General features: G+C 70.3%; 12 protein-coding genes. 2 read left to right on the forward strand and 10 right to left on the reverse strand.

The annotated features are described in order from the left end of the window. Window positions 1–6 precede the first annotated feature (6 nt). The 6 genes from ccsB to hemL form a co-directional block, all read right to left on the reverse strand. Entirely contained in the window at window positions 7–978 is a 972-nt protein-coding gene (gene ccsB, locus AB0B85_RS07775) for a c-type cytochrome biogenesis protein CcsB (RefSeq protein WP_357404708.1), read from the reverse strand. Next, window positions 978–2615, reverse strand: coding sequence for a cytochrome c biogenesis protein ResB (locus AB0B85_RS07780; protein ID WP_357404710.1), 1638 nt, complete (start codon window positions 2613–2615; stop codon window positions 978–980). The genes ccsB and AB0B85_RS07780 overlap by 1 nt, the downstream gene beginning before the upstream one ends. After that, a complete protein-coding gene (locus AB0B85_RS07785) occupies window positions 2615–3433 on the reverse strand; it encodes a cytochrome c biogenesis protein CcdA (RefSeq protein ID WP_357404712.1) in 819 nt (272 codons plus the stop codon). The genes AB0B85_RS07780 and AB0B85_RS07785 overlap by 1 nt, the downstream gene beginning before the upstream one ends. After that, window positions 3433–3999, reverse strand: coding sequence for a TlpA disulfide reductase family protein (locus AB0B85_RS07790; RefSeq protein ID WP_357404714.1), 567 nt, complete (start codon window positions 3997–3999; stop codon window positions 3433–3435). Before AB0B85_RS07790 ends, AB0B85_RS07785 begins: the two co-directional genes overlap by 1 nt. Then, entirely contained in the window at window positions 3999–4646 is a 648-nt protein-coding gene (locus tag AB0B85_RS07795) for a histidine phosphatase family protein (protein ID WP_357404716.1), read from the reverse strand. The genes AB0B85_RS07790 and AB0B85_RS07795 overlap by 1 nt, the downstream gene beginning before the upstream one ends. 68 nt (window positions 4647–4714) lie before the next feature. After that, complete coding sequence (gene hemL, locus AB0B85_RS07800; RefSeq protein WP_357404717.1) at window positions 4715–6052, reverse strand: glutamate-1-semialdehyde 2,1-aminomutase; 1338 nt, start codon at window positions 6050–6052, stop codon at window positions 4715–4717. Between the two features lie 188 nt (window positions 6053–6240). Here hemL and AB0B85_RS07805 point away from each other — a divergent pair, with 188 nt between their 5' ends. Then, the gene (locus tag AB0B85_RS07805; RefSeq protein WP_007454492.1) at window positions 6241–6576 is read left to right on the forward strand and encodes an STAS domain-containing protein; all 336 of its coding nucleotides are present in this window, start codon (window positions 6241–6243) and stop codon (window positions 6574–6576) included. Window positions 6577–6712: 136 nt separating this feature from the next. On the opposite strand, the gene AB0B85_RS07810 is transcribed toward AB0B85_RS07805, so the two are convergent. Then, window positions 6713–8326: an ABC transporter permease gene (locus AB0B85_RS07810; RefSeq protein WP_357404719.1), complete on the reverse strand. Its 1614-nt coding sequence runs from the start codon at window positions 8324–8326 to the stop codon at window positions 6713–6715. Beyond that, entirely contained in the window at window positions 8323–9219 is an 897-nt protein-coding gene (locus AB0B85_RS07815; RefSeq protein WP_357404721.1) for an ABC transporter ATP-binding protein, read from the reverse strand. Before AB0B85_RS07815 ends, AB0B85_RS07810 begins: the two co-directional genes overlap by 4 nt. A 92-nt stretch (window positions 9220–9311) precedes the next feature. On the opposite strand from AB0B85_RS07815, the gene AB0B85_RS07820 reads away from it, so the two are divergent. Then, a complete protein-coding gene (locus tag AB0B85_RS07820; protein WP_357404723.1) occupies window positions 9312–9809 on the forward strand; it encodes a helix-turn-helix domain-containing protein in 498 nt (165 codons plus the stop codon). Window positions 9810–9812: 3 nt separating this feature from the next. Here AB0B85_RS07820 and AB0B85_RS07825 read toward each other — a convergent pair whose 3' ends face one another. Together AB0B85_RS07825 and AB0B85_RS07830 are read right to left on the reverse strand one after the other, a co-directional pair. Further along, complete coding sequence (locus AB0B85_RS07825; RefSeq protein WP_357404725.1) at window positions 9813–10367, reverse strand: response regulator; 555 nt, start codon at window positions 10365–10367, stop codon at window positions 9813–9815. Then, window positions 10364–14731: a HAMP domain-containing protein gene (locus AB0B85_RS07830; RefSeq protein WP_357404926.1), complete on the reverse strand. Its 4368-nt coding sequence runs from the start codon at window positions 14729–14731 to the stop codon at window positions 10364–10366. Before AB0B85_RS07830 ends, AB0B85_RS07825 begins: the two co-directional genes overlap by 4 nt. Window positions 14732–14777: the final 46 nt, after the last annotated feature.

Raw genomic sequence — 14777 nt, forward strand, 5'->3', positions numbered from 1 at the left:
TGTGGTTCAGTCCAGCCCGCCGTACGAGTGCAGGCCGGTGAAGAAGATGTTCACGCCGAACAGGTTCATCAGCATGGTGAGGAAGCCGAGCACCGCCAGCCAGGTGGCCACGTTGCGCTTGACGCTCGGCGTGGCCCGGGCGTGCAGGTAACCGGCGTACACGACCCAGGAGATGAAGGCCCAGGTCTCCTTCGGGTCCCAACCCCACGGCCGACCCCACGCCGCCTCGGCCCAGATCGCCCCGGCGATCACCGCGAAGGTGAAGATCGGGAACGCGAAGGCGTGCAGCGCGAAGGTCAACCGCTCCAGACCGACCGCACCGGGCAGGCGCTTGGCCAGGGTGTACGGGAAGCTCCGCTTGCCCTGCTCGTACCCGTTGCGCATCAGGAAGCCGACCGCCGGCACCACACCGAGTAGGAAGATGCCGGACGCGAAGACGATCGTCGAGACGTGGATGACGAACCAGTACGAGTTCAGGGCCGGCACCAGCGGCACGATCGGGACGTACAGCACCAGCTCGGCGGTGGCGACAAGCAGCACCATCACCAGGGTCAGGAACAGCCCGAGCTTGCGCAGCGACGGCCGCTTCCAGAGCACCACCAGCCAGGCGGCGACACCGATGAACGTCACGGTGAGCACGAACTCGTACATGTTGCCCCACGGCATCCGGTCCGCCGCGAGGCCCCGCGTGACAAGCGCCGCCAGGTGCAGCACGGCGGCGACAGCGGTGGCGCCCACCGCGATCAGACCGGCGAGGCGGGCACGTCGCGTCGACCGGTCGCTCCCGGCCGACGGCGCGACGGGCGCGGGCGGCGGTGGCAGGGCGCCGCCGCCGGCCCCCACCAGCTCACGGACCGGAGCCGCCGGGGCGACTCGGGTACGCGCGTTGCCAAGCGCGTACTCCACGGCGTGGCCGATCATCGCGACCAGGTACGCGAGGATCGCGAAGGTCACCAGATTGTCGGAGAGTGCGGACATCACTCGGCTCCTTCTCGCGCGCCGGCCCGTTCAGTGGCGTCTGCCTCGGGCCGGTCGGCACCGTTGACCGCGGCGACGAGCTGGGTGAACTCGTCGGCGAACCCTGGGTAGTCGGTACGCGGCAACCCACCGACCTCCATCAAGCTACTACCGCTCGTCGGAGATCCTTCCCCGGGGTCGGCCGGCACCACCCGGAAGAACACCCGTCGACGCCGCCCGAACAGCGAGCCCATCAACCCGACAAGCAGCACCCCGCAGCTGATCAGCAGCGGGGTCGCGCCGGGATCGTGCCGGACGGAGAGGGTGACGTACCGCTCGGTGTCCACGAACTCGACAGTGGAACCGTCGTCCAACGTCCAGGTCTCGCCCTTGCGGAGCAGTTTGGTGCCGACCTCCTTGACCTTGCCGGTCCGCACCTGCCGCTGGTCCAGTTGGTAGATCGAGCCGGGGATGCCGGCGTCCTGGCCGAGGTTGCCCCGGTAGGCGACCAGGTTGAGCGCCGGGTTGCGCTCGGTCGGGTACTGCGAACGCACGAACGGCCCCTGTTCGGGCGCTGTGGGCAGGTAGATGCCGGTGAACGCCATCTGCTGGTCCGGTGCGCGCTGCCCGGTGGCCGGGTCGACGTTCGCGTCCGGGAACGCCGCCAGCCCTTCGCTGGTCAGGCCCATGTCGCCGGTGGTGAGGAACGGGTCGTCACTGAGCTGGCTGTTGCCGAACCGGTCGGTGTAGCGGATCACCGGGGCGTACCCGTGGCCGAGCAGGTAGACGCTGGCGTCCTTCAGGCGCAGCGGCGAGTTCACCGAGAAGTCCGCGCTGCGGGTGGGCTCGTCCGGGCCGTCGACGGTGACCGTGGCGTTGAAGAACTCCGGCTGGCCGGACGGCAGGAACCGGGCCTGGAAGTCGTCCAGCCGCAGGCAGAAGCGGGGCAGGTCGGCGCTGTCCACCCGGGGGCCGAGCTTGGCCTCGGCGAACTGCTGGCGGGTGTTGCAGAACTCGTTTTCCGCGCCGGCCACCAGCAGTCGGTTGCCGCTCCAGCCGTACCACGAGCCGAGCCCGACGCCGATCAACACCGCGATCAGCGACAGGTGGAACAGCAGGTTGCCGGTCTCCTTGAGGTAGCCCTTCTCGGCGGAGACCTCGTTGCCGCGCACCTGCACCCGCCAGCGGCGCTTGCGCAGCACCTCGGCGATCGCCGCGGTGCCACCTTCCGGCGCGGGCAGCACCGTGTGCTGCGGCAGCCGGGCCATCCGCTTCGGCGCGGCCGGTGGCCGGGCCCGCAACGCCCGGACGTGGTCCCGCAACCGGGGCGTGATGCAACCGATCAGGGAGGTGAACAGCAGCAGGTAGATCGCGGAGAACCAGACCGAGCCGAAGACCTCGAACGCGCCGATCCGGTCCAGTCGGGGGGCCCAGTCCGGGTGGTCGACGAAGTACTGGTTGACCTTCTCCGGGCTGATCCCGCGCTGCGGCAGCACCGAGCCGGGGATGGCGGCGACAGCGAGCAGGAAGAGCAGGATCAGCGCCGTACGCATGCTGGTGAGCTGCCGCCACGAGTTGCGCAGCAGCGCCAGCAGCCGGTTGGGCCGACGCCGGGGCGCCGGGGCCACGGTCTCCGGTCGGTCGTCGACGACAGTCATCAGATACTCACCTCGCCCACCCCGACGGTGGTCTGCAGCCAGATCACGAAGCTCTGCCACCCGCCTGTGACAAGCGCCAGGCCGATCAGGATGAGCAGCGCGCCGCCGACCCTGGTGACCCAGCGGCTGTTGCGCCGGACGGCGCGGAAGACCCCGAGCAGGCGTTCGAAGCCCAGCCCGAAGACGACGAACGGTATCCCCAACCCGAGGCAGTACGCCACGGCGAGCACCACAGCGCGGTCGCTCTGGCCGCTCGTGGCCGCCATGCCCATCACCGCACCGAGCGTCGGGCCGGTGCAGGGCACCCAGCTGAGTGCGAAGACCGCCCCGAAGACCGGTGCGCCGAGCAGCCCGGCCGACGGCAGCCGGGAGATCCGGAACTCTCGTTGCAGGGCGGGGATCATCCCGAGGTAGCTCAGCCCGAGCACGATGATCAGCACGCCGACGCCGATCTGCAACTCGCGCTTGTAGTCGAAGAACACCCGGCCGATGCTGGCGAAGAGGATCGCGCTGGCGACGAAGACGACGGTGAAGCCGCCGATGAAGAGCAGCGTCCCGGCGAGCACCCGACCCTTGACCGCGCCGATCCGCGCGACCCGCTCCTTGACCGCGACACCCCCGCCGGCCGGCGTGGGATCGGCCTCCGGCCGCCGGCCCTCCAGGTCGGCACCGGCCAGACCTGTCACGTACGACAGGTAACCGGGGACGAGTGGAAGCACGCACGGGGATAGGAAGCTGACCAGGCCGGCGAGCGCCGCCGCGCCGATGGCGAGCAGCAGCGGCCCACTGAGGGCCAGTTGCCGGAAGGTTTCACCCATCAGTTCGACGCCGGCTTCTCGGCCGCGACCCGTTCCACGATCGGCCGTAGCTCGTCCTGGGTCACGGCGCGACGGATCACCACGGCGATCCGGCCGTCGCGGTCGAGGAGCACTGTCGCCGGTGTCGTGTTGGGCGGGATGTCGAAGTTCAGCGCCTGGCGGCTGGACGGGTCGAAGATGCTCGGGTAGGTGACCCGCCCCTTTTCGAAAGCGAGCGCCTTGTCCTTGCTGTCCTGCACGTTGACGCCCAGGAAGGTCACCCCGGACGCCTTGGTGGCCTGGTAGGTGGCCTCCAGGTCGTCGGCCTCGGCACGGCAGGGCGCGCACCAGGAACCCCAGAAGTTGACGACCACGACCTGGCCGCGTGCCTGGGAGACGTCGTACTGGCCGCCGGTGAGCAGGTCGCCGACCACCTTCGGGGTCTTCGACCGCTGGTCCTGCGCACAGGTGATGGTGAGGCCGTCACTTGTGCAGCTCTTCTCCCCGCCGCCCCCGGAGGAGCAGCCCGCAAGCGTCACCGCGGCGACGGCGGCGAGCAGGCCGGCGGTCCACCTCCGGGCGTTCATCAGGCCCCCTTGGCCGTCCGGGCGGTCGCGGAGAGAGCGATCAGGTGCGCGGCCGGCTCGCTGTAGCCGATGCCCACCACCTTCGCCCCGTCGAAGTGGAACGTGGTCAGGCTCGCCAGCCCGCACTGCCGCTTGCGCGGGTCGTGCCAGAGCCGCTTGCGCTCGACATAGCGGCGCAGGGTCCAGATCGGGAGCTGGTGTGACACGAGCACCGCCTCACGTCCCTCGGCGGCGATCCGGGCGGCGTGCACGGCGGCGAACATCCGCTCGGCGATCACCCGGTACGCCTCACCCCAGGACGGGGTCACCGGGTCGCGCAGCACCCACCAGTTACGCGGGTCGCGGAACGAACCGTCACCCGGGGACACCTTCTTGCCCTCGAACCAGTTGGCGCTCTCGATCAGCCGCTCGTCCACTCCGACCGGCAGCCCGAACTGGGCGGCGATCGGCTCGGCGGTCTGCTGGGCGCGTTCCAGCGGGCTGGCCACCACGTGCACGATCTCCCGCTCGGCCAGGCCCTGCGCGGCGGCCTTGGCCATCTGCACACCCAGCTCGGAGAGGCGGAAGCCGGGCAGTCGACCGTAGAGGATCTGGTCGGGGTTGTGCACCTCGCCGTGCCGGAGCACATGGACCACCGTCTTGCTCACTGCTGCGCTCCCTCTGTTCGCGACTGCGGGGCTCGCAGAGCCGGCTCACTCCTCGCGCTCACCGTTTGCTACCCCCCGCTACCAGCCGCTGCCGCCGCGTTCGCCGCCGTCGGCAGCGCTGCGGCGATGTGCTCCAGAGCGGCGTCGTCGATCGCCGCCGACACGAACCACGACTCGAACGCGCTCGGCGGCAGGTAGACGCCGGCGGCGAGCATCGCGTGGAAGAACGCCTTGAACGCGGGCACCTGCTGGGTGCGGGCGCTGTCGTAGTCGACCACGTCGGCGTCGGTGAAGAAGATCGAGAACATGCTGCCCGCGTACGACAGTCGGTGCGGGACCCCGGCGGCGGCCAGCGCGTCGGACGCCAGCTTGCCCACGACGGCGGCCGTGTCGTCGAGCTTGCGGTAGAGCGCGTCGTCGGCGAGTCGCAGCGTGGCCAGGCCAGCGGCGCAGGCCAGCGGGTTACCGGAGAGCGTGCCGGCCTGGTAGACCGGGCCGGCCGGCGCGAGCCGCGCCATGATCTCCGCCCGCCCGCCGAACGCCGCGGCGGGCAGGCCACCGCCCATGACCTTGCCGTACGTCCACAGGTCGGCGTCGGAGGCGTCGAGGCCGTGCCAGCCGGCGCGGGAGACCCGGAACCCGGTCATCACCTCGTCCACCACCAGCAGGGCGCCGTGCGCGTGCGCGATCCGGGCGAGTTGCTGGTTGAAGCCGTCCCGGGGGGCGACCACGCCCATGTTGCCGGCGGCGGCCTCGGTGATCACCGCCGCGATGTGCGGGCCCTCGGCGGCGAAGGCTTCCTCGACGGCCCGGATGTCGTTGTAGGGCAGCACTATCGTCTCGCTGGCCGCCGCGCCGGTCACGCCTGGCGAGTCGGGCAGGCCCAGGGTGGCCACGCCGGACCCGGCGGCGGCGAGCAGCGCGTCCACGTGCCCGTGGTAGCAGCCGGCGAACTTAATGATCTTGGATCGGCCGGTGAAGCCGCGGGCCAGCCGGATCGCCGACATGGTCGCCTCGGTGCCCGAGTTGACCAGACGGACCTGCTCCATCGGGGTCCGGTCGACAAGCTCGGCGGCCAACTCCACCTCACCCGGGGTGGGGGTGCCGAAGCTGGTGCCCCGGGCGGCGGCGGCCTGCACGGCGGCCACCACTTCCGGGTGGGCGTGCCCGAGGATCAGCGGACCCCACGAGCAGACCAGGTCGACGTAGCGGCGGTCGTCGGCGTCGTACAGCCACGGACCCTCACCACGGACCATGAAGCGCGGGGTGCCGCCGACCGCCTGGAAGGCGCGCACGGGGGAGTTCACCCCGCCCGGCACGATGGCGCGGGCGCGGTCGAACAGGGCCTCGGAGGCCGGCGCGACGGCTGGGTAGCGGCCGGATCCGGCGGAGAAGATGTCGGTCACGATGCCGCCATTGTGTCAGCGCCGCAGGGTCAACCAGCAGCCACCCCGCGCCGGGGTTACCGGGCTCACCCTGGCCGGTGGTGGTCGGCGGCGGCAGCGCGGGACCGAGGCGACTGCTCGATGACCTCGGCCGGGGTGGCTCTCGGCCTCAACAGGCCGGGCCGGACGGATCGCGCTAGGCTGACCGGGTGGATCGTGCCGAACTGTCCATCACGCTACACCGGACGGGCGACGAAGCAGTGCTGCGCCTGGCCGGTGAGATCGACATGCTCACGGCCGCCCAGCTCTCCACGGTGGTGAACGAGGTGCTGGCGGACCCACCCCCGCGGATCGTGCTCGATCTGGGTGGTGTCACCTTCTGCGACTCGCAGGGCCTGGGCACCCTCGTGGTGCTCAGCCGCAAGGCAAGCCACGCGCAGAGCCTGCTGATGCTCACCCACGTGGGCGATTTCCTGATCCGCGTGCTGGACATCACCGGCCTGCGCAGCGCCCTGATGATCCGCAACGACCAACCCACCGGCTAACCCCCCACCCCACCCACCCACCCCACCCCGGCCGGGCTCCCGCCCTCCGGGGGGTTGATCATGAAGTTATTGCCAAATTCTGTCCCATTTGTCGGCAATAACTTCATGATCAACGCGGCTCGGGGGCGGGCGCCCGTTACTGGGTGGGGATGTCTCGGGTTTGGAAGGTTCTCAGGGCCAAGGTCAGGAGGGCTGCGGTGATCGCCGTGAGGGCGGCCAGGGGGGTGGCCGTCCAGTTGTCGCCCAGGACCTGGGGGGTGTGGGTGAACGGGGAGACATCCAGGGCCCACTGGCTGAGCTTCAGCACCGCGCCGAGCTGACCGAGCAGCAGGCAGCCGGCGAGGATCCCCCAGGCGGCAAACGAGAACCGGGGCAGCCAGCCCACCAACAGCGCCGCCAGCCCGGCGAGCACCCACGCCGCCGGCACCTGGGCCAACCCCACGCCGAGCAGCCGGGGCACCTCGCCGCCGACATCGCCCACGCTGAGGCCGTACGACAGCCCCGTCGCGACTCCCGTCACGGCCAGCACCACCACCGGGCCGAGCAGCGCGAACAGCAGATGCGCCGCCAGCCAGCGGGACCTGCTCACCGGGGTGGCGAGCAGCGGTTCGGCCCGCCCGGCGGTCTCCTCGGCGCGAGCCCGCAGCGCGGCCTGGATGCCGTACCCGGCGGCGGCGAGCGCGGTCAGGCTCAACGTGCTGCCCAGGTACGCCTCGGCCAACGTCGTCGTGCCACCCAGCCGGGCCAGGATCTCGGCGACCTGCTGGTTGCCCTGCACCGCGTCGCCGGCCGCGTCCGCCGCGCCCCCGAGCACCAGACCGAGCAGCCCGAAGCCGACGGTCCAGCCGAACAACTGGCCGCGATGCAGCCGCCAGGCCAGGCCTAACGGGCCGGCCAGCGCGCCACCGGCGGTGGCCGGGCCGAGCCGGGGCGGCAGCACCCCGGCGCCCAGGTCCCGGCGCACCGAGACGGGGTACGCGACAAGCGCCACCACCGCGCTGAACAGGATCGGCAGCAGCAGCACCCACCAGCGCTCGGCGGCGAAGGCCCGCCCCCGGGGCGCCCAGCCCAGCGGCGAGAGCCAGCTCAACCACTCGGCCCTGCCGCCGGCGCCACCGGAGCCGCCGGCGTCGCCGCCGAGCCGCAACGCGAACGCCAGCCCCAGCACACCGAGGCCGATGCCGCGCGCCCCGCCGGCGCTCTCGGTGAGCTGCGCGGCCAGGCCGCCGACAGTGGCGAACGTGATGCCGGTCAGGGCCACGCCGGCACCGAAGAGCAGCGAACCCGCGCCGGGCAGACCCGCGGCGACCAGGCCGCCCGCGGTCAGCAGGCCGAGCAGCACATTCGCGGCGTACGTGACGAGCAGCGCCGCGGTCAGCCCGGCGTACCGGCCGAGGACCGTCGCGCCGAGCAACTCCCGCCGGCCGGCCTCCTCCTCGGTACGGGTGTGCCGTACCACAGTCAGCACGCTGGCCAGGGCGGCGATCACCGCGAGCAGGCCGGCCCGCTGGACGGTGAGCGCGCCGATGCTGTCGCCGTACACCGGGCCGAGCAGCGCGACGATCGACGGGTTGCTCGCCGTGCCGGCCAGGTAGGCGGCCCGCTCGGCGGCCGTCGGGTACAGGCCGGCGTACGCGCTGGCGTAGCTGGCCGGCAGTACGGCCAGCAGGAGAACCCAGATCGGCAGCACGACCCGGTCCCGCCGCAGGATCAGCCGCACCAGGTGCCGGGTGCCGGTGAACGCGCTCACGACAGCACCTGCTCGTGCTGGTAGTGCCGCAAAAACAGCGCCTCGAGCGTCGGCGGCTGGCTGATCAGACTCCGTACGCCGATCTCGGTGAGTCGACGCAGGGCCGCGTCCAACGCGCTGTCCTCCACGTCGAAGCGCACGCGCTGGCCGTCCACCCGCAGGTCGTGCACGCCGGTGAGCTGGCCCAGCCGGTCCGCCGGGCCGGTCAGTTCGGCCTCGATCGAGGTGCGTCGCAGGTGTCGCAGCTCGGTAAGGGTGCCGGTCTCCACGTCCCGCCCGTTGCGGATGATCGTCACCCGGTCGCAGAGCGCCTCCACCTCGGCCAGGATGTGGCTGGAGAGCAGCACGGTGCGACCGTCCGTCTTGGCCCGGCGGACCCAGTGTTGGAACACCTCTTCCATGAGCGGATCCAGCCCGGAGGTCGGCTCGTCCAGGATGAGCAGTTCGGCGTCCGAGGCGAGGGCCGCCACCAGGCCGACCTTCTGCCGGTTGCCCTTGGAGTAGGCCCGTCCCTTCTTGCGCGGGTCCAGTTCGAAGGAGTCGAGCAGTTCGGCCCGGCGGGCCGGGTCCAGCCCGCCGCGCATCCGGCCGAGCAGGTCGATGACCTCGCCGCCGGAGAGGTTGGGCCAGAGCGTCACGTCGCCCGGCACGTACGCCAGCCGCCGGTGCAGGGCCACCGCGTCCCGCCACGGGTCGCCACCGAGCAGGCGGACGGCCCCCGCGTCCGTCCGCAGCAGGCCCAGCAGGGCCCGGATGGCGGTCGACTTGCCGGCGCCGTTGGGGCCGAGGAAGCCGTGCACCTCGCCGGCGCGGACGGTCAGGTCCAGACCGTCGAGTGCCCGGGTCCGGCCGAAGGTCTTGACCAGGCCGGATACCTCAATGGGAGTTTCCATATATCGGAAGCTACACTCGTTTCACAAAGTTGTGAAGACTGTGCGATCTGGGCAGCATCGAGGGCCACACCAGCACGCGGGAGGGGACCACCATGGCAACCGGCGACAGCCACGACCCGGTGCACCTCTTCGTCGAGCGGATGGCCCTGACCTTCGCCGAGGTGGGTTTCCCGCGGATGGCCGCCCGGGTGTTGTTCACAGTGATGAGCGCCGACGATCCCCTCACCGCCGCCGAGATCGGCGATCGGCTCGGAGTGAGCGCGGCGGCGGTCAGCGGCGCGGTCCGCTACCTCACCCAGTTCGGCATCCTGATCCGCGAGCCGGTCCCCCGGTCCCGCCGGGATCGCTACCGGATGCCGGACAACCCCTGGTACGAGGCGACCATCACCAAGACCGGGATCTACAAGACGTTCATCGACGCGTCCGAGGGCGGTGTGATCGCCCTCGGCGGTCCGGAGACGCCGGCCGGCGAGCGGGTGGCCGAGATGCGCGACTTCTTCATCTTCGTCCAGGAAGAGATCGACTCGCTGGGCGAGCGGTGGCGGACCCGCCGGGCCGCCACCGGCCACACCCGACCCGGCGAGGCCTGAACGTCAGGCCGTGTTGCCCCAGCGGGCCTGCTCGAGCATGCGTACCGCCCGGTCGTGGGCCTCCGCGTCGTCGGAGCGCAGCAGGGTCGTCGCCTCGTCGACCGCGTCGGTGAGCCGCCGCCACTGCGTGTCGCGCTCCCGGACCAGATCCGACTGGGTGGCCAACTGCCGGGTCTTCACCCACAGCTCGACGAAGACCGATACCTTGGCCCGCAGCACCCACGGGTCGAACGGCTTGGTCAGGTAGTCCACCGCGCCCACCTGGTAGCCCCGGAGCGCGAGCTGGGCGTCCCGGTCGGCGGCGGTGAGAAAGATGATCGGCACGTGCCGGGTCCGCTCCCGCCGCTTGATGTGGCTCGCCGTCTCGAACCCGTCCATGTCCGGCATCTGCGCGTCGAGCAGGATCACCGCGAAGTCGTCCACGAGGAGCTGCTTGAGCGCCGCCTCACCGCTCTCCACCGCCACGGACTGGACCGGCAGGCCCTGGAGGATCGCCTCCAGGGCCGTCAGATTCTGCCGCCGGTCGTCCACGAGCAGCGCCTTGGCGATCTGGGTCACGAAGTCTCCTCGGTCCGGCTGCCGTTGATCCAGGACGACATCAACTCGATCAGGTCATCCAGGTCGACCGGCTTGGTGATGTAGTCGCTGCCGCCGGCCGCGAGCGCCGACTCCCGGTCACCCGGCATGGCCTTGGCGGTCAGGAAGACCACCGGCAGGTCAGCGAACCGGTGGTTGCGGCGAATCTGGCGGGTGGTCTCGTAGCCGTCCTGGTCCGGCATCATGGCGTCCATCAGCACGATGTCCACCTCCGGATGCTCGGCCAACAGGCGGACGCCGTCCGCCCCGTTGTCCGAGTACAGCACGGTCATCCCGTGCAGCTCCAAGGCGCTGGTCAAGGCGAAGACGTTGCGGACGTCGTCATCCACGATCAGCACCGTGGCGCCGTCAAGCTGACGGGTGGCCGGCGCCTCCGGCCGCTCCGGCAGCAGTTCCAGCGGCGGCATCAGCAGCGACGACGGCAGGCCGGCCCGCTGCGGAGACGGCAGCTGAGGCGCGACCACGGCATCCGGTGCCAGCACCTGCGGCACGAACAGGGTGAATGTCGAACCCTGCCCGGGCGCGGACGACACGGTGATCGTGCCGCCGATCAGCCGGGCCAGATCGCGACTGATCGACAGGCCCAGCCCGGTGCCGCCGTAACGGCGGCTGGTCGTGCCGTCGGCCTGCTGGAACGCCTCGAAGATGATCGACAACTTGTCGTCGGAGATGCCGATCCCGGTGTCGATCACGGTGAACGCGATCACCTGCTGCGCGTTCGTCAACGCTGGCACGTCGAAGACCGCGTTCTCCGCGGCCGGAGCGATCCGCAACGTCACAGCGCCGTTGTCGGTGAACTTCACCGCGTTGGAGAGCAGGTTGCGCAGGATCTGCTGCAACCGCTGCGCGTCGGTCACCAACGCCGGCGGCAGATCCTTGCTCACCCGTACCTGGAAGTCCAGGTTCTTCTCCTCGGCCTGCGGCGCGAACGCCTGCTCGACGTAACCGCGCAGCTCGGCGAAGCGGATCTCGGTCGGCTCGACGTCCATCCGACCCGCCTCGATCTTGGACAGGTCGAGGATGTCGTCGATCAGGCGCAGCAGGTCGGAGCCCGACCCGTGGATGGTCTTGGCGAACTCGATCTGCTTCGGGCTGAGATTCTGCTCCGAGTTCTCCGCAAGCAGGCGGGCCAACAGCAGCAACGAGTTCAGCGGGGTACGCAGCTCGTGGCTCATGTTGGCCAGGAACTCCGACTTGTACGCCGACGCCCTGGTCAGCTGCTGCGCCTTCTCCTCCAGGCCCAGCCGAGCCAGCTCGATCTCCCGGTTCTTCGTCTCGATGTTGCCCTTCTGCTCGGAGAGCAGAGTCGCCTTCTCCTCCAACTCGGCGTTGGTGCGCTGCAACTCCGCCGACTGCTCCTGCATCTCGTGTGCCAGCCGCTGCGACTGGGCCAGCAGCTCCTCCGTACGCCGGTTGGCCTGAATGGTGTTGACAGCGATGCCGATGGTGAGCACCAGCCGCTCCAGGAACGCGAGGTGCAGATCGGAGAAGGCCGAGACGCTTGCGAACTCGATCACGCCGAGCAGCTCACCCTCGAACAGCACCGGGAGCACCACCAGGTCGGACGGGGGTGTCTCGGCCAGCCCGGACCGCAGGGTGAGTCGGCTGTTCGGCGAGGCGCTGACCCGGATCGTGCGGCGGGACAGCGCGGTCTGCCCGACCAACCCCTCACCCGGCCCGAAGGTGACGTCGTTGCCCCGCGCCACGTACCCGTACGACGAGGTCAACCGCAGCCGCATGCTGCCGTCGGTGTCGTCGGCCAGGAAGAAGGCACCGAGCTGGGCGTCGACAAGCGGGGTCACCTCCATCATGATCATGCGGCAGACCTCGCCGAGATCGCGCTGGCCCTGCAACAGGCCACCGATCCGGGCCAGGTTGGAGTCCAACCAGCCCTGCTCGGCGTTCTTCTTGGTCGTCTCCCGGAGGGTGACGATCATCTGGTTGATGTTGTCCTTCAGCTCGGCGACCTCGCCCTGCGCCTTGACGGCGATCCGCTGGGTCAGGTCGCCTCGGGTCACCGAGGTGGACACCTGGGCGATGGCCCGCAGCTGCGTGGTGAGCGTCGAGGCGAGCTGGTTGACGTTCTCGGTCAGGTCGCGCCAGGTGCCGGACACGCCCTTGACCTGGGCCTGACCGCCGAGCTTGCCCTCGATGCCGACCTCGCGGGCCACCCGGGTCACCTCGTCGGCGAACGACGAGAGCTGGTCGACCATCGTGTTGACTGTCGACTTCAGCTCCAGGATCTCGCCCTGAGCGTCCACCGTGATCTTCTGGCTCAGGTCACCCTTCGCCACCGCCGTGGTCACCGACGCGATGTTGCGGACCTGGCTGGTCAGGTTCGACGCCATCGAGTTCACGTTGTCGGTCAGGTCCCGCCACGTACCGCTGACGCCCTTCACCTGGGCCTGACCACCGAGCTTGCCCTCGGTGCCCACCTCACGGGCCACCCGGGTCACCTCGTCGGCGAACGACGACAACTGGTCGACCATCGTGTTGACAGTCGACTTCAGCTCCAGGATCTCGCCCCGCGCGTCCACAGTGATCTTCTGCGACAGGTCACCCTTCGCCACGGCGGTGGAGACCTGGGCGATGTTGCGGACCTGGGCGGTCAGGTTCGACGCCATCGAGTTGACGTTGTCGGTCAGGTCCCGCCAGGTGCCGGCGACGCCGCGCACCTGGGCCTGACCGCCGAGCTTGCCCTCGGTGCCCACCTCGCGGGCCACCCGGGTCACCTCGTCGGCGAACGACGACAACTGGTCGACCATCGTGTTGACAGTCGACTTCAACTCCAGGATCTCGCCCCGCGCGTCCACAGTGATCTTCTGCGACAGGTCACCCTTCGCCACCGCCGTGGTCACCGACGCGATGTTGCGGACCTGGCTGGTCAGGTTCGACGCCATCGAGTTCACGTTGTCGGTCAGGTCCCGCCACGTACCGCTGACGCCCTTGACCTGGGCCTGACCGCCCAGGTTGCCCTCGGTGCCCACCTCGCGGGCCACCCGGGTCACCTCGTCGGCGAACGACGAGAGCTGGTCCACCATCGTGTTGACGGTGTTCTTCAGCTCCAGGATCTCGCCCTGGGCGTCCACGGTGATCTTCTGGCTCAGGTCACCCTTGGCCACCGCCGTGGAGACCTGGGAGATGTTGCGGACCTGGCTGGTCAGGTTGCCGGCCAACTGGTTGACGTTCTCGGTGAGGTCCCGCCAGGTGCCGGAGACCCCGCGCACCTGCGCCTGACCCCCCAGCTTGCCCTCGATGCCCACCTCACGGGCCACCCGGGTCACCTCGTCGGCGAACGACGACAACTGGTCCACCATCGTGTTGACGGTGTCCTTCAGCTCCAGGATCTCGCCCTGCGCCGCGACCGTGATCTTCTGCGACAGGTCACCGCGCGCCACCGCCGTCGAGACCTGCGCGATGTTACGGACCTGGGCGGTCAGGTTCGACGCCATCGAGTTGACGCTGTCGGTCAGGTCCTTCCAGGTGCCGGCCACGTTCGGCACCTCGGCCTGACCGCCGAGCTTGCCCTCGGTGCCCACCTCACGGGCCACCCGGGTCACCTGCTCGGCGAAGAGCCGCAGCGTGTCGGTGAGGTAGTTCATCGTGGCGGCCAACTCGGCCACCTCACCGCGCGCACCAACAGTGATCTTCTGCGACAGGTCGCCCTTGGCCACCGCCGTCGCCACCTGCGAGATCGACCGCACCTGGCCGGTGAGGTTCGACGCCATGGTGTTCACCGAGTCGGTGAGGTCCTTCCAGGTGCCGGCGACGCCCCGCACGTCGGCCTGGCCACCCAGCTTGCCCTCGGTGCCCACCTCACGGGCCACCCGCGTCACCTCGTTCGAGAACGAGGACAACTGGTCGACCATGGTGTTCACGGTGCGCCCGATGCGCAGGTACTCACCGCGCAGCGGCCGGCCGTCGATCTCCAGCGCCATGTGCTGGGACAGGTCGCCGTCCGCGACCGCCACGATGACCCGGGCGATCTCGGTGGTCGGTCGGCCCAGGTCGTCGATCAGCGAGTTGATCGCCCGCTGCCCCTCCGCCCAGGAGCCGTCCAGCCCCTCGTCGTCGAGCCGCTCGGTGAGCCGGCCGTCGCGCCCGACGATGCGGCTGATCCGCCGCAGGTCCAGGTACTGCCGCTCCTGGAGCGAGACCACCTCGTTGAAGGCGTCCGCCACCTCACCTGCCGCGCCAGCGCGGCGGGGAAGCCGGACCTTCAGGTCGCCGCGACCGATCCGTCGCAGTGCCTCGGTCAACTCACCGAGGAGCGCCTCGTGGTCGGGCGCGGACGGATCCGCCACCGACTGCTTCGCCGTGGTCATCATTCCTCGCTCCACTCGGGGGCTGCCGGTCCGTACGGACACACCG

The organism is Micromonospora sp. NPDC049044, assembly GCF_040649215.1.
Taxonomy (GTDB): Bacteria; Actinomycetota; Actinomycetes; order Mycobacteriales; family Micromonosporaceae; genus Micromonospora.